The organism is Bacteriovorax sp. PP10, assembly GCF_035013165.1.
GTDB classification, from domain to species: domain Bacteria; phylum Bdellovibrionota; class Bacteriovoracia; order Bacteriovoracales; family Bacteriovoracaceae; genus Bacteriovorax; species Bacteriovorax antarcticus.
Window position 1 is genome coordinate 1,476,901 of the sequence record NZ_JAYGJQ010000001.1, and the last position, 17,802, is coordinate 1,494,702.

Below are 17,802 nucleotides of genomic sequence, written 5' to 3' on the forward strand. Positions count from 1 at the left end.
TCTAAAAAGTTCCAGCAGCTTTATTAGCGTTCTTCAATCTTTTTGAAAGAGTTTGCATAAGTGCTTTCGACCAGGCAGGTCTCTTATAAAGAATTTTATCTACCAACTCAATAGGGACTTCGATAAGTTGAGCATTAGAAGTTGCTTCAATCGTCGCTGAACGAGGTTCGTTATTGATGTAGGCCATTTCACCTACAAATTCCCCCGATTCAACATTACCCAAAATAACTTTTTTATCATTGATATAGTTAAAGGCCTGAAGGTGTCCGTGTTTTAAAATGTAGACGAACTTGGCTTCTTCTCCTTCTTTGATAAGGATGTCCCCTGTGGCAAGATAACGAAGTTGAAAGGAAGCTGGTTCTGTGTGAGTTGTATAGTTTAAGGCCTTGGCCAGGAGATGTGAAAATTCACTTTCTTGAAAGTTCTCATCAAGGAAATAAATTTTTCCCATAACAAGTTCATCGATAAATTTTTCTTCTGGTGGAATCCCTACAATCAATAAGGCCTGGTATGGATTTTTGTTTTCATGCAAAATCACATCGACCATATTATAAATATCGGTTGTGAAATGTTCTGAGTCAGCTATGACGATATCAACGTTTGCATTTCTTGTTTTCAGCAGCCCGACGTTCCCGCTAGGGGCCGTGTAAATGACAACATCTTTATGATGACGTCTTATCATTTCACTGATGAGTTCCAAGCGAGCGGGTTTCCCCGATACTATAAGATAGACATTTTTTTTATTTAAGTTGGCCATATTTGAATATTATGCCAGTTGGCGAGAGAGATGCAATATTTTTTATCGAAGTGAAATTGTCAGTTAGTAGGGAGCAATTTGGTGTACTTACAAAGTTGGCCTGGACTGCTCCAGGCCAAACGGTACTAGTCTTCTTGTTCTTCAAATTCTTTCAACACAATCTTATGTAACTTATGTTTTTTATCGTAATCTATTTTATATTCTTGAGGAAAGTATCCACCGACATAGGGGAACATTGCTGGTTGTCTAATTTGCAACTCACTTTCTTCTTTGGACTGTAAGTATTCAAGAGTCACCATTGGTTCAAGAAAAGTGGTCTTGCCTCCATAATAACCATAGATAAAAGTTCGTGTAAAAATGCCCCCGTTAAATTCAGGTGAGAGTAAATCTACCCAATGCCATCCCATCTTTGGAACGCCTGCTGGTGTTGGCGCGTAGTCTGATACTAAATACTCCTCTGGAATAGTTTGCATACAGATAGGAAGATCATCATCCATGCAAGTGATCGCTTGTTGCTCTTGTGCAGATATAAAGTAGAAGTGGATATCAAAGTGCGGTTTATCGTAAACACCATCTGGTTCATGACCGTGTGGGTTCCAGTCGAAAGTGACATGCTTATATGGAAAGATTGCGACCTCGGTTGGCATTGGCAGAATATACTCTTTCATGTCGTGCATCGGAAGGTTTGTGAGTCCGTCTTCAGAAACAACAACACCAATCTCTTCTGGTTTGGTGTGATGCATTTTTATAAAGGTTTGAGCATAACCATTACCGACATCAACCTTGGCACCCCAATAGGTTTTTGAATGACTGGCGAGAGCGACACTTAAATTTAAACTTAAGATAAGAGATAAAAATAATTTCACAAATCCTCCTTTAGGTTTGATTTTTTAAATTAGGATTGCAAGTTGAAGGCCTCATAAAGAAAGGGTCTATCTCCGATAAAGACAGTCAGAAAATGATTTTTTTTTGAATAGATTAATATTAAATTTGTAATACGGCCGATACTTTTTGATTCAAGACGTTCTGTTGGTGGGGCCAAAAAAGTGATAAGGCTATGCCTTTTGCAACTTCCCAGCTCTGAAATTTTTCTTCCTAACAAATTCATCGAAAACATAATGGGTAAAGTTTGAAGAAAGCATAAGTGCAAGACTCAAAGGAAGAAACATATCGCGATGAAGAATGAAATAAAAACCGGCCGCGAGTAAAACGTATAATCAATATATCGTTCCTTGGTCGTTCTATCTTTTGTTCTCCAAATCCTAATCCCCATATTCTGTTTGGTGTAATGAAACTGTTGCCAGTAAAAATAAAAAGAGTAGATAGTCACAAATCCAATTCGTGCCATCATCTCCTTTAGTAAAAAAAAAGACTAAAAAAAGGAGGGAAGTTCTATGCCCCTTCGAGAATGGGATATTTTATTATTGAATAATCGCTCATTTTACCTGTCATATCTTACTTCGCCGCTGAGTATATTTGCCTTTAATTGAGGTGTTTATGTACTCGGCAATAATGATCATTTCGATCAAGTCACAGGGATTACACAACTTATATGCCCAATCGAATAATCACTCTCAGGCTGAGTTCTTGCACTCTATGACTGAGAAGGGAATATTTTATACCAACATATTTCACTTCACTGAGGTCGTATTAATAAAATATTTTTTTTATTATCTATTCTTCTTTTCACTTCAACAAGCTTCGTAAAAGCTTCAGCTGCCATTTCGTTTCAATTAAGGGGAGTCGTTCATTCCAGCATGAGAGTGAGAGTTAACCACGAAGCAGTTGCAGAAGCTCTGGATTTAAAAACTTCGCAAATTGATTTAAAGATCGCCACCATAAAAGAAGATTCAGCTTCAAGAGGTGGATATAAAGTAACGATCACTTCTTTAAATAAAGGAGTCATGGTTGCTGAGAATGCTCCAGAGGCCGCAACTCATGCCTATGAAATAAAATATAATGGAAGATCTATTAATTTAGAAAATCATTCCGGTACAACAATTCACTTAGTAAACAATGCTTCGGGAAAGGATAAAGAGCTTAGCATCTCTTATAGAGGTTCTGACAAAATCTCTAGGGATTCATATTCAGATACAGTGAAGTTAACTTATACGGCCAACTAGACCGCTTTAAGGATCTGTTTAGAAAGCTTCCCAATTCGCTCCAGAGCATTTTGAATACTTTCATTCCATTCAGTAATATTTAAACGAATACAGTTTTGGTATTTACCCGTGCACGAAAAAACAGGCCCTGGAATAATACTGATCTTATGCTTAAGTGCTCTCTGATGTAATTCCAGCGTATCAACCCCTTTTGGAAATTCAACCCACAATAAACAACCACCAGATGGTGCTGTTAATTTTGTTCCTTCAGGAAAGCATTCCAGAACTTTCTGAGAGTAAAGATGCATGTTTTGCGAAAGGATCTGTCTGATCTTTCGAAGATGGCGGTCATAGTTACTGTTTTTTAAGTGATCAGCAATGGCCATCTGTGCAGCTGAATTGGCCGATACTGTGTTGGAGAATCTTAACATCTCAATTCTATCTGAAATTTTCGCCGGAGGAATGATCCATCCAATTCGAAATCCAGGAGCAAGTGTTTTAGAAAAAGAAGAGCAGTAAATAACCTGGTCTTTTTTATCAAAAGATTTTAATGAGCGAGGTCTATTGCCTTCAAATTGTAATTCAGCATAAATATCATCTTCAATAAGAGTTACATTATGTTTATAACAAAGCTGAATGAGCTTCTGCTTATTTTCATCACTCATAAGACTTCCAAGAGGATTGGAAAACGAGGGAGTGATAAGAAGTGCCTTGATGGTAAATTTGTTAAGCTTCTCTTCAAAGTCATTCAGATCAAGGCCGGATTGGGATGAAGAAGAAAGTTCTAAAATTTGAAGTCCTAAGCTTTCAATTGCATGAATATGGCCATGATAAGTAGGACTTTCGACAGCGACAACATCACCAGGTTTTGTGACGGCCTTTAAGGCAAGATTGATGGCCTCCATGCAACCAGTAGTGATCTGAATGGCCTCGGCACTTATGTCACAACCCATCTCGATTGATCTTTTAGCGAGCTCTTGTCTTAACTGCCAATTGCCAGCACCAAATTCGTAGTTCACACACTCAGGCCCTTTTTCTCTTGCGACTTTTATTAAAGAGCGCTGCAAGCTTTCCATCGGAAGCATAGTGTGAGGAAAAACAGCGGCGCCAAGTGGGGCCAGCGTTTTATCACCGCATGCGCGGATAACATCAAGATAAGTATTATTAGTTTGAATAAAACGTGGAGCAGAGGTGGGTCTGGTTTTTATTCCTGCTTCATTAAGATAAGGACGAATTTTTACATAATAACCAGACTGAGGTTTTGCTTCAAGAAAACCAAGCTGCTCTAAGAGTTGATACGATTGAATAACAGTAGAGACACTGACATTTAATTTTTTACTAAGCGTTCTCATTGAAGGAATTTTAGAGCCTGGAAGATAGGTTCCTTCACTGATCCACGACTTTATTCTGTCTGCGATCTGTATATATAAATGATTTTTATCAACGGATGTATCAAGTGTTTCCATGTATTGATTTTCTCATAGGTCGCTGAAAATGCCGTATACAGTTGCTATAAAAATCAACCGTAACAGTTTTTGAAATTATAACTGTTATGGTTACAAATATCAATTTCTGAATCTGTATTGGTTTTTTAAAAAGGAGCATAATGTCTTTAAAGTGACTTGGAGGTATCGATGAAAACAGATCAATTAAATAAGCAAGAATCTAAGGCAGTTTGTCTGGAAGCAAATCAAATTGTCAGTTTTAAAAGGCCGCAAAACCTTTTTATCACCAGTGGAAAAGTTTGGGTTACGATTGCAGGTGATTCACAAGATTACATCTATACTGAAGGGCAGTCGGTGAAATTACCTCGTGATAAACACACCGTTGTTCAGGCCTTAGGTAAAGCGAGCTTCTGGTTTTAAAAAAAGATTACTGAGTATGACTTAATGATTAAGGAATCACTAAGGTTGTATCCATGTAAAATTGATTTAAATCATCACTTCATTACATAGTAATGTCTGCTTTAGTATTTTCAACCATAACAAGGAGAGAGGTATGGTTACAACTAAAGCAGGGCTTAAAGCATTACTAACGCCAGATGAATGTGTTCTTGTTTTAATCGATCATCAAGCTTTTCAATTCACAAATCTTCATAGTCATGAGCCGACTATGGTTGTGAACAATGTTGTTGCTTTGGCGAAAGCTGCAAAAGTTTTTAACATTCCAACTATTCTCACTACGGTATTGGAAGAGCGCGGTGGATTTTTACTAAAGCCACTTCAAGATGTTTATCCTGATCAAAAACCAATCAATCGAACATTTATTAATACCTGGGAAGATAAAAAAGTTACAGATGCTGTTAAAAAAACAGGTAGAAAGAAAATTATCATGGCCGCACTTTGGACAGAGATCTGTCTTGCTATGCCTGTTATTCAGGCACTGGGAGAAGGTTATGAAGTTTATATCGTTACAGATGCATCAGGTGGCGTATCACTTGAAGCCCACGAAATGGCCGTTCAGCGTATGATGGCGGCAGGTGCTGTGCCTATGACATGGATGGCGGTAGCAGGTGAGCTTCAGAGGGATTGGGCACGTGAAGAGACTGGAGAGCTATTCGCACAGATTTTAACTGAGCATGGTGGAGCTTCTGGAATTGCTTTTAATTGGGAAATGCAACTTCTGCAAACCAATGCAAGACCAGAGACGAAAGCTAAGCTCAGTCCAGAAGCTAGAGTTCATTAATTTTTTAAAGGAGACATGAAAATGTCTCCTTATTCACCTGACTTTATAAACTCCGCAACGAATTCATTTTTCGGTGAGTTCTGAATTTCTTCAGGAGTTCCAACTTGTTGAATTTTTCCTTTATTCATAACCACTATTCGATCACTCATTTGAAAAGCTTCTTTTTGATCGTGAGTCACATAGACCATTGTGAGTTTAAATTCCTGCTGAATTTTCCTGATGTCCTTTCTCATTTTCTCTCGCAGTTTTGCATCGAGATTTGAAAGTGGCTCATCTAATAATAAAATCCTTGGTCTCATAACCAGTCCTCTGGCAAGAGCGACTCTTTGTTGCTGACCGCCTGAGAGTTCGTGGGATTTTCTCAGCTCTAAACCTTGAAGTTCAACTACATTTAAAATGTCCATGACACTTTCATAGATTTTTTCTTTGGACATCTTTTTAAATTTTAAAGGGTAGGCGACATTTTCAAAAACATTCATGTGCGGCCATACAGCGTAGGATTGAAAAACCATTCCCACATTACGTTTTTCTGGAAGCAGAAATGTTTTACTTGTCGGATCTGAAACAATCTCATTATCAAAGAAAATTTTTCCGTGAGTATTCTCTTCAAGGCCCGCGATCATTCTTAGTGTCGTCGTTTTTCCACATCCAGATGGACCTAAAAAACTTATAAACTCAGCATTTTGAATTTCTAAATTAAAATCTTCCACGGCCCATGCATTTTTTGCATAAAGTTTTCCGACATTTTCAAAACGTACATGACTCATAGACCATACCTGCCCTTCGAGAGGGTTTTAAGAGTAAAATTTAAAATAAGAATAAACGAGATGACGATCACTGAGAGCACAGAGGCCCCGCCGCCGCCGACATCTGAGTATTCTTGAAATTGAAAAATAAGAGGACCAATTGTATCAAGACCAGGGCCAGTTAAAAGAATCGTCATTGTTAATTCACTGATGACCGGCATGAAAACTAAAAAGGCCGATGCCATAAGTGCAGTTGAAAGTAGTGGCCAGTAAATCGTGCGCATGATGGCCCACCAGCCAGCACCTGAGATACGTGCAGCTTCTTCGAGTGAAGGATGGATTTGTTGATATCCATCTCCGATGGTTTTTATACTTAAGCTCATATATTTGATTATGTAAGCAAGCAGGATAATCCAAAGCGTATTGTATAAGCTTGGGCCAATTCCAAAAAATCCACGGCTAAAAGATAAGATCAATGCCAAGGCCAGGACAGTTCCTGGAGTCGAAAAAGGAATACTGACAGCAATACTTCCGAAAGTTCGGCCGAACCATTTTGTTCTGGTTAGAAAGTAATTAAAGAAAAAAGAAAAGACAGTGCAAATAATCGCAGCTGATAATCCTAAGAATAGTGATTGTGAAAGAGCGCGCACAGTTTCTTCTGTTTCAAAGAGCACCCTGGTGAAATTAGAAAAACTTAGTTGTAGTAAATTCCATGATCCCTGCACTGGGCTTAGGGATGAAAGAAGTACTCCAAAGATAGGAACGATTAAAATAACGAAAAGCAGAGCTGACATTGTGATTAAGACAGGGATCTTCCATGAATTAAGTGGAACAAGAGAAGGCCTTGCCGACTTTCCACCTACTGTGTAGTTCTTATTTAATCCTAAGAAATACTGTGATCCATATAATAAAACCAGTGTTGAAAAACCAAGGATTGCAGAAACCGCAATACTCATTTGCATGCCATCTGCCGTTCCCATTCTTTGGTAAGTGTAGATCTGAGTGGTCATTAAATAAATGCGGGCAGGCCCGCCAATAAGAGCTGGAACACCAAAGCTTGCAGCAGTAGCAAGGCATGAAAGAATGAATCCATTGATCATGGCCGGTTTTAAGAGTGGTAGAGCGATATCAATGAAAACGCGGAGACCATTGGCACCAGAAAGTCTTGCCGCTTCTTCCAGTGATGAATCCATACGATCGAGAATCGTCAGTGCGGTTAGAAGAACAAAAGTAAAAAGGAAACTGGTTTCAACCCAGACCAGTCCCCAGAATGTATAAATATTTAAATGCAGTCCAAACCATTGGTTGAGAACACCACTTGTCGGATTTGCCAGAATAATCCAGCCAATCGCTCCTACAAAGGGAGGAATCGCATAGGGAAGACAGAACCATGAACGAAAGTTCTTTTTCATGGGAAGGTCTGTGCGAGTCAGAATCCATGATAAGGGAATTCCTAGAATCAAACACAATAACCCAACACTCCCGGAAACTAGAATTGTATTCTTAATCGCTTTGAGAGTGTTTTCATTACTTAGGACAGAAGTGTAGTCTTTTAATTTTGGAATCAAAAAGAGATAGGCCTGAGGTGCAATAAAAAAACATGCAATTAAAATCAGGCCTAGAATATAAAAAACTTTTTTCATTAAAATACGATCTTAGAGAATTGATCTTTAATTTGCTCTCTCGTTTTCATTGTTTCAGAAATAAATTCTGGAGACCATGGTTGAGCAGTTTTTAATAGATCACTTAATGCCGGAGCCCCTTTTGGTTCTGTGTGCCCTGGAATCGTTGCATACATGAAAGACTGAACCATTGCTTCTTGTCCAACTTGTGCGAACATCCAGTCAGCAATTTTCTTTGTCGCTGCCTGGTCTCCTTCTTTTTTTACGATGGCCAGAACGTTGGCCTGGATAACGGCACCATCACTTGGAATGATTGTTTTAATTCTTGGGTCGCTTTCAGTCAGACGTAAAAGGTTTTCAAGAAGCACGATTCCTACCGGGCGCTCTTTACTTTGAAGACGACGGATAACACCAGAGTTTCCACCTTCAGCAATGAAGTTATTCTTTCTTAGAGCTTTGAAGTAATCCCATCCGTATTCTTTTACCAGGAAGGCCACTGTTGTGAAGCTTGTACCAGATGCAAGAGGGCTTCCAGAAGAAGCTTTGTCTTTCCATTTTGCTTCAGTTAATTCTTTAAATGATTTTGGTGCGTCTTTTTCTGAAACTGATTCAGAGTTATAGGCCATGACCATAACTGGTAGGCTTACTGCTGTATAGAATCCTTCAGATTGTTTAAAAGAAGCTTCAACTTTTTCAGTACCTGCTGGTTTGTATGAAAGCAGAACGCCTTGAGCGCCCATATCTTCATACCAGAAGCGATCAGATGAAATAAGGATATCTGCTTGAATGCTTCCTGCCAGTTTTTCGGCCTGAACTTTTGCTGCTACTTCTTCAGAGCCAGCTTGGTAAAATTGAACATCAATATTAGGAAAATCTTTTTCCATTTTCTTCTTTAAGTCATTAACAGTGTCTTTGTATAAAGAAGTGTAAATCCATACTTTCGCTTTATCTTCTTTTTTGGCACAACCAAAAGAAACAACGAAAATTAAAATCAGTAATAAGACATTTCTCATTTTTTAGCTCCAGCTTTTTTATTTTTTAAAAATGTTTGTTTTGCAAGTACGGCCTGATCAGCAAAATCAGAGAATAATCCATCTACACCTAGTTCAAAAAATTGCAGGTATTCTTTTTGAGGGTCACCTTGATAATCTTTTAACAGGTATTGAGCTTCGCTTCTAAATGTATAAGGGTGAACTTTTAATCCCAGAGCGTGAGCATCCTGAATTAAAGTCGTTGGTGGCTGCATTTCACCTTTATCGTTAGCAGGAACGATGTAGCGTTTATAAGGGCCAATTCCATAAACTGTAGCACTTAATTCTTTCAACGACTCTGGTTTTACCATGTCCTGGTATGTTCTCTTATCTCCACTTGCCACATGATCAAATGGTATTAGCTCAGGATCATCTATTAAATAAATGAGTGGTAAAGAAGTCAGTTTTTTGATCTGCTTTAGATTCGCTAGTTCGAAAGATTGAATGAAGACAGGTGAATTCTTTTTATTGAATCCTTGAGCAGTCAATTCTTTTACGAGAGCTGTTTCTAGTGGCAAACCAATGCTCTGGAAATAAGTAGGGTGTTTCGTTTCAACATAAACTCCAACTTTTCGTTTTTGTTTTTTTACGAAAGCTAAAATCTCTTTAAATGTTGGAACGTCGAATTTTCCATCGAAAGAGTGATCTCTAAATTCCAGTCTTTCTTTTGCTTTGAGTGTTTTGATTTCTTTTAAAGTGAAGTCTTCAATGAACCATCCAGTGATTTCTTTTCCATCAACTTTTTTGGTTGTTTTTCTATCGGGGAAAATTTCTGCGACATTTGTTGTGCCTGAGATTTCATTTTCATGACGGGCCATTAAAACACCGTCTTTAGTCATTACTAAATCGGGTTCGATATAATCAGCACCCATTTTAATCGCAAGCTCGTATGAGGCGATGGTATGCTCAGGGCGATAACCACAAGCTCCACGGTGACCTACAATGAGTGGTGACTCAAAGGCCTTAAGGGTTGGGCTAAAGAGAGTCGATAAAAATAGCATTGAGCAGACAGTCCATTTTTTAGCGGCCATAAACACCAACTTTTTTTAAAATTTAGAAGTGATTTCATAGCAATTTTTAATCGGTTGAGGTGGGACGTCAAGTTTGACGGATGTTTTAATGAAAATCAAATAATCGACGACGCGTTACTTCCATTCATATTTGAAAGTGAAAAGGAAACTTGGCTTCGCTGATTTTAATTCAGATTCAAAGCGTCCTGCACCAACGACATAATTCGTATGCCCATTCTGTTTCTTAAGTAGAAGATACTGTCCATTTTGATTTCCATCACCTTTTTGAAGTTCAACATTTTGAATCAAAACTCCAGTGAACCAAGCGTCAGTAATAGGAGTACCAACAATTGCTTCAATTTGATTGGCGATTTCTTTATTGGGAGAAATAAGAGTGTAAGTTGAAGGGTCTACCAATTTTTGACTTTTATCGTCTTTGTTATCGTAGAAAGCTTTGGTGAATTTAAGATTTCCCATGATCGCAGAAACTTTAAAAAGGGCATTAATGCTCACATCAGTTGAGTTCAAGCTCCCAATGCAATTATTGTATCTACAGCTGTCATCATCAAAATTCGTAAATCTTCTCAGAAGTTTTCTGGCAACACTAAGTTTAATGAAAGTCACAGGTGCGAATTCTAATTCTGCTTTTCCACCATAAGTGGAAGGTGAAACCTCTGTGCTGATTTTAGGTCTAATGGCCCCTTCCAGAGGAGAGTCTGATTCGCCCCATAGTGAAAACTTGTAGGCCACTGTAGGAGTGACTGAGAGTCCCGACGAGTAAGAGCGAGCTGCTGAGTCGAGAGTGTATTCAAGTTCATTTGCATGAAGAGCTGAGCTGATAACTAGTAATGTCGTGATGAAAAAAGAGCGCATATTTAGTCCTGAAATATTATTTACTACATTCATAAGAAGAGTAACTTCAGGCCTTTAAATGAGCAATGAATAAGTCATGAATTTCCCGAACACATGTTTGATTGGAAGATATCAGTTACACATGAGTGCCACTAATGATGGCCATAAAAAGATAAAGCTTCTAAGTTCACTTCTTCTGTTATTCATCACTTAAAAAATGCTGGAATTTTTTAAGTAGTGGCTATATATGAAAAGTCTAAAGTTAGTACTAATTGTTTTTTGATCTCAAATTATAATTAGAGAATGAAAACAATAATTATTAATTTTACCAATAGAAAGGACAAAGAATTAATCTTTAAAGTGGCCCTGCTTTCTACGCTGGCAGTAGGCGTGTATCTTCAAAGACCAAAAAATTTAAAAATAGAGGCCATAAAGATAAACAGTATCTACAATGACAATTATGGTGATTTTGATAGGGAGAATATCCCGAATAAACCACCAGTGATTGCGAAGATGATTTCAGCTTTGAAACCTGGACTTAGTTCTGCCGAAAGACATGATGTGGCCATGAAGATTCACCATGCCCTAAAGAAGCATAATATTGCTCCACAGATTGTCGTGGCCATCATCGATACAGAAAGTAGTTTTACCCAGAATTTGGTCTCATCGACGGGCGATTTGTCTATGGCACAAGTCAACGTGGAAATTTGGAATAAAGAGTTTCAACGCATGAATTTAGAGTTAATAGATGTAGAAAGAGTGAAAACAGATGAAGTGTACTCTCTGGAGAAAATGGCACAGATTTTAGAGATTCTCAAAACACGTTATGAGAAAAAAGATCGTAGATGGTACGCTCGTTATCATTCGAAAACGAAAAAGCATAAACGAGTTTATCTTGCGAAACTTGAATCTCGAATGAAGCGCCTGGAAAAATTAAATCTTGCGCTTAAGAAGCCAACCGAACCACGTCTGGTTGCTCAGGTTAACTAATAATCTTATTTCGATTTTTAAAGCGACGAATAATGATAGGGATGATGACCATACAACCTAAAATGATAAGTGTTGTCGTTGTCCCATCTCCTAAAAGGTTATTCAGCCATAAAGTAGAAACCATCAACAGAGTGAAAAACATCATATCGCCGGCAATGGCGATCATCCATCCACTAATAAAACCATGTCCGGCCGCAACTGCGACTGCTCGTCCTGTCATTGGGTCTACGCCAAAGGCAATAAGGATAAGAGCGAATGGACCTGTATTGTTACCATAATGCTCTGTCGTTTTTTTAACCATCGCTTTAAAGGCTAAACTCAAGCGCTCCATTGAAGGTTTGTTTTTCCCAAGTTTGATAAAGAGAATCAGAAGAGGCTCAAACACACAGGCGAGTATGATATCAGAGATGAAGTACAAAAACATCATCATGGGCCAGCCAATGCCGTACTTGCGGGCAAGAATAACTCCCGCGGGAATTCCTCCACCGATAGGAACCAGGAAAATAGCTAGGACTTTCCATAGATGCGGTAGAGAATTGGGGTTGGTCATTGCGATGTTCATGTTGCCTTAGTTTTTTAAATTGCTAAACTTATGATATTGGCAGGACAGGGAATAATCCACAAGAATTCAAGGTGAAAGATGACTCGACCAGATTTTATCAAAAATGTTTCAGAATTAATCACAAATGAATCGTTTTCTTATCCGGGTGATACTGAAACGTTTGGTACTGGTGCGGCCATGGGAAGAAAGCTGGGGCTTAAGAAGATTGGTGTGAACTACGAAATCTTACAACCAGGGGATCGTTCCTCGTGGCCACATGCTCATTCACATGATGAAGAGTTCATTCATATTCTCGAAGGGCATCCTGAAATGTGGATTGACGGCCATATTTATCAGCTGGCGCCTGGAGATTGTGTAGGATTGCCACCAGGAACCGGTCATGCGCATACACTCATTAACAATTCAGACAAAGAAGTGAGGGCCATCGTTATAGGTGATGCTGAAGGTCAGGAGGACAAGATTTTTTATCCTCTTCACCCTAATCGAAACCAGGAAATGAAGGAAAAGGGCTTCTTTTGGGATAACCATCCAGTGCACAAGCAGGGTGACCATGATGGTTTTAGTGATAAAAAACGAGTTAAGTAAGGGCAAAATTGTGATATATAGCTCTATAAATAATAACTAAGCAGGAGATACATATGACTTCAACTAAAGAAGTAAAAGCAAATAGTGAAGAAACTCACGACCACGATCATGGACACGTTCATGGGCCAAACTGCAATCATGGTCACAGTCACGAAGCTCTAAAGCCTATCGTTCGTGATGCTCCCAAAGTAGGTCGTAATGATCCTTGTATTTGTGGAAGCCAGAAAAAATATAAAAAGTGCTGCGGTAATTAAGTTCTTTATAGGTCGAGGCTTTACCAGTCTCGGCCTATTGTTCAGTGGGTCTACCTTACTTTTTATTAGAGAAAAGTAAGAAACGGTTTCTTCATCTTCCATGTTCTCATTTTATTTCTCCAAATAACGTTCAAACTCCCAATAAAATTTTGACCTAAATAAACTGATGATCCATACTAGCTATAGATTATTTAATTAAAAATAGAACTGTGATTATAGTGATATTTATATTTTTAACGGGAGATTTTAAATGGCATCTAAAAAACCAGTTGCTAAGAAGAAAGTAGCAGCTAAGCCTGCTGCAAAGAAAGCTGCAAAAAAAGTAGTAGCTAAACCTGCTGCCAAAAAAGCTGCAAAAAAAGTAGTAGCTAAACCTGCTGCCAAAAAAGCTGCAAAAAAAGTAGTAGCTAAACCAGCTGTTAAAAAAGTTGCAAAAAAAGTAGTAGCAAAACCTGCTGCTAAAAAAGCTGCAAAAAAAGTAGTAGCTAAACCAGCTGCTAAAAAAGTTGCAAAAAAAGTAGTGGCAAAACCTGCTGCTAAAAAAGCTGCAAAAAAAGTAGTAGCAAAACCAGCTGCTAAAAAAGTTGCAAAAAAAGTAGTGGCAAAACCAGCTGCTAAAAAAGTTGCAGCAAAAGTAGTAGCAAAACCAGCACCAGCTCCAAAGGCCCCAGTTGCTAAGGCACCTGTAGCAAAAGCTGCTCCTGTAAAAGCAGCTACTCCAGCTCCTAAGAAAGTTGAAGCGAAAGTTGTTGTTCCTGCAAAAAAAGAAATCGCTAAGAAGTCTCCGACTACAAAAGCACCAGCTGTTGTAGATCATGAAGCTCCAAAGCCTCTTGTGAAAAACGATTTCCTTAACTTAAAGATTGCGAAGAGCATGCACGAAAACCCACCTCTTTATGATTACAAAGAAGAAGATGAAGTAGAGCATGAGCCTCTAACTCCGATCGTAAGAGAAACTCCAAAGGTCGGTCGTAATGAACCATGTCCTTGTGGAAGTGGATTAAAGTATAAAAAATGTCATGGTAAAATTTAAGCTTTGATATATAAAAAAGGCCGATTTATGATCGGCCTTTTTTTTTGCTTAATTATTGAACTAACGTCAGATTCGCACGCGACTTTCTAAACACCGTCAAATCCAACAAGTAACGATCGTACTTATCACCATGATACATGCTAGAAATTTTTGTCACAGGCGCATTGATATTGTACTGGAACATCGTCATCGAAGAGATAATTCCGGCACGAGATAGAGAAGAGGGGCTACTTCCAAATTGGTGAGGTTGCACATTCAATTCCTCCATAACGGCCTGTTTCGGAATGGCCGCAATGATAGCGTAGTCTCTGTTTAATACTTCTAAAGAGTAATCACAGTTTTGATCGAATAAGTGAGTGCACTCGTCAAAGAAGTAAGTGAACATTTTCTGAACTGATGTATGTCCGGTTAATCTGCTTTTTAGAAAATGGTTATCAGTCACAAAGGGAGTCGTTTGCCCCATCAGGACAAAGTCATTATCGCTAAATTTAAATGTCGACTGGATATAAGTCGCAATATCTGAAACTAAAAAGATATTTGCTTTATGTTTATCGTTCAGTAGAAATTCTTCTGATAGTTGGAACTTCCTTAGAACGTTCACTTTTGCCCTAGGGCCGCGTACTTGTTCTAAGTAGTGCATGATGCTCATGATGGGCTTAGTCTGGCTGTAGCTGGCGTGAGTGTAGCGATCCAGTAGTGCTGTCGTTTCCGATCCTGCCTTTAATTTAAAATCTTTTTTAAAGAGGTCTTCAAAGTGAAAATTGAACTTTTCAGCAAAAACGAAGGCCACGTCCAGTGGAAGCAGGGAAGTCGACCCACGAATCTTTAAATAGTCTTTTAAGTCCATTTGAAGTTCTTTGGCGAACTGAGCGTCATCGAGGAGTTGGTTGTCTTTTACTTTTTCGATATTGCGCCAGAAGATCTGGCTTTCATTAAGAGGCATAGGTCACTTTCCATCTTTGGTCTTTTTTGACTTCATGAATGTGAGGTGTCGCACCCTTAATATTTTTTGTAGATTTTAAAACATGGAATGGGTAGAGAAAATTATAGTTCATGATCAGCTCTGAATTCTCCAGAGGGTGAATCAATTGCTGGCCTTTTTTATTCAGGTTGATAAAGTACTCGCCATTTGTCCCATCGAATTCATAGACAAGAATACTTTCGTTACTTTTATTAAGAATTGAAAAGATATCTGAAGAACCAGATGAAGCAAGTTCATGCTGTTCTCTTCCAAGTGAATGCTCAAAATTTAAGTTTAATAATGAAACTGATTTAGCATTGATTTTATTTTCATTTAAAAATGAAAAGAAAGTGTCCACAAACTCAGAAGTTAAAGGGTGATTTAAGATATAGAAAAGCTCTTTGCTGATCTTGTTATCTTTTAAAAAACTCTCGAATGACTTCGCATGATTGAGCATTAAGAAATCATATAAAGGACGAATTTTTTTTACCGTGAAGAGGCAATCATCTTTTTTATAATCAAAAGTCGGCACAAGTGGAGAGCCTTCTGTTTTAAGCTTTAAAAAAGCAGCTTCATTTAATTCCAGAGCAACATAGGTAAAACAATAAGGATCTTGAATGTCGAAAGATTTTAAAAAATTAAACCACAAACTTAAATCAGGCGCCATCACAGCAGCTTCGATTTTAGAAATAGTTCCTTGAGTGACACCAAGAATGGCGGCAAACTCAGTTTGCTGAAGTCTATGAAACTTACGTGTAGCTTTAAATAAAACGCAAACGCTGTTGTTGATACTTTTATTCATATGACGACTCTAAAAAATCTATTTGTTTATAAATAGATATTATAATACCGTGCATTCAATTAAAAGGGATATTTATAATGGCGCATATCGTAAGACAGTAAGCTGTCTTACGTATATGCACTATGATGTTGAATTGTGGAAATATTTACTCGGGAACTTTTCAAGATCTGATTAAGTTTTTTTGCGGGCCTTGATCAAAAACTTGCTCGATGAAAGAACGTTGCAGTCGTCATTCAATTCGTTCATATAATTGTCTACGAAAAGTTCATAGTCTTTCATTGAATCAAAGTAACGAGAAAGGTTTTCACGGCCTTGTTCAAATCTCATTTTTGAGTTTGTTTTCTCAAGTTCCAGACGCTCACCTTGGAAGAAATAAGTAACGGCCTGCCATTCAACTCTGTCATAACCATTTTGTTTTAAGTACTGAGGAAGTTTTCTTCCCACTTCAAGATCCTGAGGGATTCTCGACTTGGCCTTCTTTAATTCTTTATTGAACGCTTCGTTTTTAGTGTGAAAATTAAAAACCATATCATCAAAATTGATGATGTTGATTTCGCCATCTGGTTTTAATAAACGGTTAAGCTCTTTTAAAACAGTTGTAGGATTAGTTAAGTGTTCATAGATATATCTGCATACGATTGTATCGTAAGAAGCAGCTTCTAAATTCGTTTCTTCAAGAGAACCTTGAAAGAAGCGGACATTTTTTAAGTGAGAAAATCTTTTTTTCGCATCGGCAATGCGGTTATCACTGAAATCAAGACCATCAATATGTTTAATTTCTTTTTGTAAAAGCTTCTCAACTAAGTTTCCATTTCCACAACCAGCATCAAGCACGCGATGTTCTTGATTCCATTTATAGTGAGCAAGCTCCTGGTCCAGATCGCAAATATCCATTTTGTTTTGAAAGTTTAAACGTTCACTTTCTTGTTTTCCATCAATCAAATAATTTTTCATATTCCCTCATCCTTTTTTTTGAATTTCCGATCGTGATTCAGTTCGGAATTTAATCAAAGGAGGTTTAGATGAAACTTGATTTAAAAAATTATAAAGTTGTGGTGATCGATTATCCGGTGTTTGGATTAGATGATCCGAATTGTGCAGTATTGCTTGGTAAGGCCTTTAAGATGAAGCTGGATGGGTATGCAGCTACTTATAGTGAACGTGCGCTTCCCTTTGATAAAGCAGATTTCTTTGGTACCCATATTATGTTTTGTGAGCAAAAGGGAGAAGAGTTGGTGCCAGTGTTTGCTTACAAGTCGACACCTCTTGATCGTTGCTTAAAATTCCACTACGAATTTCCTGCGACAACAATCATGAACAATGGACTTCTTCCAGCATCGTGCTTAACTGATCTCAACGCAATCATTGAAAAGGCCGGAGACCCTAGTTTGGTTTCTTTTGATTCATCTTGGGCGCAGGATTTAGATTACCGCTTTAAAGATGATAAAGAATTAAAAGAGCACTTAAGAGAAATTATGATGATGGTTATTGTAAAACATCATCAGGATCACAACATTCCTCACATGCTGACTTCTGGAGCAGTGAAGGTAAAGACTGATCTATTTTTTCAAAGAATCGGTATGAATATGCTTAATGAGCATGCAAGATTTAAAGAAAAAAAATTAGATGATTCAGAAGGAATTATTTTTTATACAGACACTTTTTCTTTTGAAGCATTAGCGATGGCAAAAAAGTATCAGGATCTTTGGGATAACAGAATTGTAATGGACGGAAGAAAGTACGTCAGAAAAACGACAAAAGTTGCTTAACACATATGCGCCTGCGAGGTTTTGTACCTGGCAGGCGTCTA

General features: G+C 38.0%; 20 protein-coding genes. 8 read left to right on the top strand and 12 right to left on the bottom strand.

Translation table 11 applies throughout. The annotated features are described in order from the left end of the window. Position 1: 1 nt before the first annotated feature. The gene (locus tag SHI21_RS07285; protein WP_323575639.1) at positions 2–757 is read right to left on the bottom strand and encodes a Crp/Fnr family transcriptional regulator; all 756 of its coding nucleotides are present in this window, start codon (positions 755–757) and stop codon (positions 2–4) included. A 125-nt stretch (positions 758–882) separates the two neighbouring features. Next, positions 883–1,623, bottom strand: a complete 741-nt coding sequence (locus SHI21_RS07290) for a DUF5602 domain-containing protein (RefSeq protein ID WP_323575640.1) — start codon at positions 1,621–1,623, stop codon at positions 883–885. Between the two features lie 891 nt (positions 1,624–2,514). On the opposite strand from SHI21_RS07290, the gene SHI21_RS07295 reads away from it, so the two are divergent. Continuing rightward, on the top strand, positions 2,515–2,880 hold the full coding sequence (locus SHI21_RS07295) for a hypothetical protein (RefSeq protein WP_323575642.1): 366 nt from the start codon (positions 2,515–2,517) through the stop codon (positions 2,878–2,880). Here the strand turns inward: SHI21_RS07295 and SHI21_RS07300 are convergent. Then, on the bottom strand, positions 2,877–4,325 hold the full coding sequence (locus SHI21_RS07300; RefSeq protein ID WP_323575644.1) for an aminotransferase-like domain-containing protein: 1,449 nt from the start codon (positions 4,323–4,325) through the stop codon (positions 2,877–2,879). The two genes, SHI21_RS07295 and SHI21_RS07300, sit on opposite strands and share 4 nt — an antisense overlap. 168 nt (positions 4,326–4,493) lie before the next feature. Here SHI21_RS07300 and SHI21_RS07305 point away from each other — a divergent pair, with 168 nt between their 5' ends. Both SHI21_RS07305 and SHI21_RS07310 read left to right on the top strand, forming a co-directional pair. Then, the gene (locus tag SHI21_RS07305) at positions 4,494–4,724 is read left to right on the top strand and encodes a DUF2917 domain-containing protein (RefSeq protein ID WP_323575645.1); all 231 of its coding nucleotides are present in this window, start codon (positions 4,494–4,496) and stop codon (positions 4,722–4,724) included. 133 nt (positions 4,725–4,857) lie between these two features. Beyond that, positions 4,858–5,544, top strand: coding sequence for a hydrolase (locus tag SHI21_RS07310; protein WP_323575646.1), 687 nt, complete (start codon positions 4,858–4,860; stop codon positions 5,542–5,544). A gap of 29 nt (positions 5,545–5,573) precedes the next feature. On the opposite strand, the gene SHI21_RS07315 is transcribed toward SHI21_RS07310, so the two are convergent. The 5 genes from SHI21_RS07315 to SHI21_RS07335 form a co-directional block, all read right to left on the bottom strand. Then, the gene (locus SHI21_RS07315) at positions 5,574–6,311 is read right to left on the bottom strand and encodes an ABC transporter ATP-binding protein (RefSeq protein WP_323575647.1); all 738 of its coding nucleotides are present in this window, start codon (positions 6,309–6,311) and stop codon (positions 5,574–5,576) included. Beyond that, positions 6,308–7,933 (bottom strand): ABC transporter permease, encoded by a 1,626-nt coding sequence (locus SHI21_RS07320; RefSeq protein ID WP_323575648.1) that lies wholly within the window; start codon positions 7,931–7,933, stop codon positions 6,308–6,310. The genes SHI21_RS07315 and SHI21_RS07320 overlap by 4 nt, the downstream gene beginning before the upstream one ends. Then, complete coding sequence (locus tag SHI21_RS07325; RefSeq protein ID WP_323575649.1) at positions 7,933–8,925, bottom strand: extracellular solute-binding protein; 993 nt, start codon at positions 8,923–8,925, stop codon at positions 7,933–7,935. The genes SHI21_RS07320 and SHI21_RS07325 overlap by 1 nt, the downstream gene beginning before the upstream one ends. Next, positions 8,922–9,974 (bottom strand): glycerophosphodiester phosphodiesterase, encoded by a 1,053-nt coding sequence (locus SHI21_RS07330; protein WP_323575650.1) that lies wholly within the window; start codon positions 9,972–9,974, stop codon positions 8,922–8,924. Before SHI21_RS07330 ends, SHI21_RS07325 begins: the two co-directional genes overlap by 4 nt. Positions 9,975–10,088: 114 nt before the next feature. Next, a complete protein-coding gene (locus SHI21_RS07335; protein ID WP_323575651.1) occupies positions 10,089–10,826 on the bottom strand; it encodes a hypothetical protein in 738 nt (245 codons plus the stop codon). Between the two features lie 282 nt (positions 10,827–11,108). Between SHI21_RS07335 and SHI21_RS07340 the strand changes: the two genes are divergently transcribed. Beyond that, positions 11,109–11,795, top strand: coding sequence for a transglycosylase SLT domain-containing protein (locus SHI21_RS07340; protein WP_323575652.1), 687 nt, complete (start codon positions 11,109–11,111; stop codon positions 11,793–11,795). Here the strand turns inward: SHI21_RS07340 and SHI21_RS07345 are convergent. Beyond that, on the bottom strand, positions 11,788–12,357 hold the full coding sequence (locus SHI21_RS07345; RefSeq protein ID WP_323575653.1) for a hypothetical protein: 570 nt from the start codon (positions 12,355–12,357) through the stop codon (positions 11,788–11,790). The two genes, SHI21_RS07340 and SHI21_RS07345, sit on opposite strands and share 8 nt — an antisense overlap. Before the next feature lie 78 nt (positions 12,358–12,435). Here SHI21_RS07345 and SHI21_RS07350 point away from each other — a divergent pair, with 78 nt between their 5' ends. The 3 genes from SHI21_RS07350 to SHI21_RS07360 all read left to right on the top strand — a co-directional run bounded on the left by SHI21_RS07350 (position 12,436) and on the right by SHI21_RS07360 (position 14,229). After that, positions 12,436–12,942 carry a cupin domain-containing protein gene (locus SHI21_RS07350; RefSeq protein ID WP_323575654.1) on the top strand — a complete coding sequence of 169 codons (507 nt, stop codon included), beginning with the start codon at positions 12,436–12,438 and terminating at the stop codon, positions 12,940–12,942. Positions 12,943–12,995: 53 nt separating this feature from the next. After that, complete coding sequence (locus SHI21_RS07355) at positions 12,996–13,196, top strand: SEC-C metal-binding domain-containing protein (protein ID WP_323575655.1); 201 nt, start codon at positions 12,996–12,998, stop codon at positions 13,194–13,196. 250 nt (positions 13,197–13,446) lie between these two features. Beyond that, positions 13,447–14,229 (top strand): SEC-C metal-binding domain-containing protein, encoded by a 783-nt coding sequence (locus SHI21_RS07360; protein ID WP_323575656.1) that lies wholly within the window; start codon positions 13,447–13,449, stop codon positions 14,227–14,229. 52 nt (positions 14,230–14,281) lie between these two features. Here SHI21_RS07360 and SHI21_RS07365 read toward each other — a convergent pair whose 3' ends face one another. The 3 genes from SHI21_RS07365 to SHI21_RS07375 form a co-directional block, all read right to left on the bottom strand. Continuing rightward, a complete protein-coding gene (locus SHI21_RS07365; RefSeq protein WP_323575657.1) occupies positions 14,282–15,172 on the bottom strand; it encodes a hypothetical protein in 891 nt (296 codons plus the stop codon). Beyond that, entirely contained in the window at positions 15,162–15,992 is an 831-nt protein-coding gene (locus SHI21_RS07370; RefSeq protein ID WP_323575658.1) for a helix-turn-helix transcriptional regulator, read from the bottom strand. The genes SHI21_RS07365 and SHI21_RS07370 overlap by 11 nt, the downstream gene beginning before the upstream one ends. Positions 15,993–16,163: 171 nt before the next feature. Next, positions 16,164–16,946, bottom strand: coding sequence for a class I SAM-dependent methyltransferase (locus SHI21_RS07375; RefSeq protein ID WP_323575659.1), 783 nt, complete (start codon positions 16,944–16,946; stop codon positions 16,164–16,166). Positions 16,947–17,014: 68 nt separating this feature from the next. On the opposite strand from SHI21_RS07375, the gene SHI21_RS07380 reads away from it, so the two are divergent. Then, positions 17,015–17,761 carry a hypothetical protein gene (locus SHI21_RS07380; protein ID WP_323575660.1) on the top strand — a complete coding sequence of 249 codons (747 nt, stop codon included), beginning with the start codon at positions 17,015–17,017 and terminating at the stop codon, positions 17,759–17,761. The last annotated feature ends 41 nt before the right edge of the window (positions 17,762–17,802 follow it).

What these genes read in the sequence shown, in the direction of transcription:
- SHI21_RS07285 (WP_323575639.1), bottom strand. Translation starts at nt 757, where the DNA reads ATGGCCAACTTAAATAAAAAAAATGTCTATCTTATAGTATCGGGGAAA.
- SHI21_RS07295 (WP_323575642.1), top strand. Translation starts at nt 2,515, where the DNA reads ATGAGAGTGAGAGTTAACCACGAAGCAGTTGCAGAAGCTCTGGATTTA.
- SHI21_RS07300 (WP_323575644.1), bottom strand. Translation starts at nt 4,325, where the DNA reads ATGGAAACACTTGATACATCCGTTGATAAAAATCATTTATATATACAG.
- SHI21_RS07305 (WP_323575645.1), top strand. Translation starts at nt 4,494, where the DNA reads ATGAAAACAGATCAATTAAATAAGCAAGAATCTAAGGCAGTTTGTCTG.
- SHI21_RS07310 (WP_323575646.1), top strand. Translation starts at nt 4,858, where the DNA reads ATGGTTACAACTAAAGCAGGGCTTAAAGCATTACTAACGCCAGATGAA.
- SHI21_RS07315 (WP_323575647.1), bottom strand. Translation starts at nt 6,311, where the DNA reads ATGAGTCATGTACGTTTTGAAAATGTCGGAAAACTTTATGCAAAAAAT.
- SHI21_RS07320 (WP_323575648.1), bottom strand. Translation starts at nt 7,933, where the DNA reads ATGAAAAAAGTTTTTTATATTCTAGGCCTGATTTTAATTGCATGTTTT.
- SHI21_RS07325 (WP_323575649.1), bottom strand. Translation starts at nt 8,925, where the DNA reads ATGAGAAATGTCTTATTACTGATTTTAATTTTCGTTGTTTCTTTTGGT.
- SHI21_RS07330 (WP_323575650.1), bottom strand. Translation starts at nt 9,974, where the DNA reads ATGGCCGCTAAAAAATGGACTGTCTGCTCAATGCTATTTTTATCGACT.
- SHI21_RS07335 (WP_323575651.1), bottom strand. Translation starts at nt 10,826, where the DNA reads ATGCGCTCTTTTTTCATCACGACATTACTAGTTATCAGCTCAGCTCTT.
- SHI21_RS07340 (WP_323575652.1), top strand. Translation starts at nt 11,109, where the DNA reads ATGAAAACAATAATTATTAATTTTACCAATAGAAAGGACAAAGAATTA.
- SHI21_RS07345 (WP_323575653.1), bottom strand. Translation starts at nt 12,357, where the DNA reads ATGAACATCGCAATGACCAACCCCAATTCTCTACCGCATCTATGGAAA.
- SHI21_RS07350 (WP_323575654.1), top strand. Translation starts at nt 12,436, where the DNA reads ATGACTCGACCAGATTTTATCAAAAATGTTTCAGAATTAATCACAAAT.
- SHI21_RS07355 (WP_323575655.1), top strand. Translation starts at nt 12,996, where the DNA reads ATGACTTCAACTAAAGAAGTAAAAGCAAATAGTGAAGAAACTCACGAC.
- SHI21_RS07360 (WP_323575656.1), top strand. Translation starts at nt 13,447, where the DNA reads ATGGCATCTAAAAAACCAGTTGCTAAGAAGAAAGTAGCAGCTAAGCCT.
- SHI21_RS07365 (WP_323575657.1), bottom strand. Translation starts at nt 15,172, where the DNA reads ATGCCTCTTAATGAAAGCCAGATCTTCTGGCGCAATATCGAAAAAGTA.
- SHI21_RS07370 (WP_323575658.1), bottom strand. Translation starts at nt 15,992, where the DNA reads ATGAATAAAAGTATCAACAACAGCGTTTGCGTTTTATTTAAAGCTACA.
- SHI21_RS07375 (WP_323575659.1), bottom strand. Translation starts at nt 16,946, where the DNA reads ATGAAAAATTATTTGATTGATGGAAAACAAGAAAGTGAACGTTTAAAC.
- SHI21_RS07380 (WP_323575660.1), top strand. Translation starts at nt 17,015, where the DNA reads ATGAAACTTGATTTAAAAAATTATAAAGTTGTGGTGATCGATTATCCG.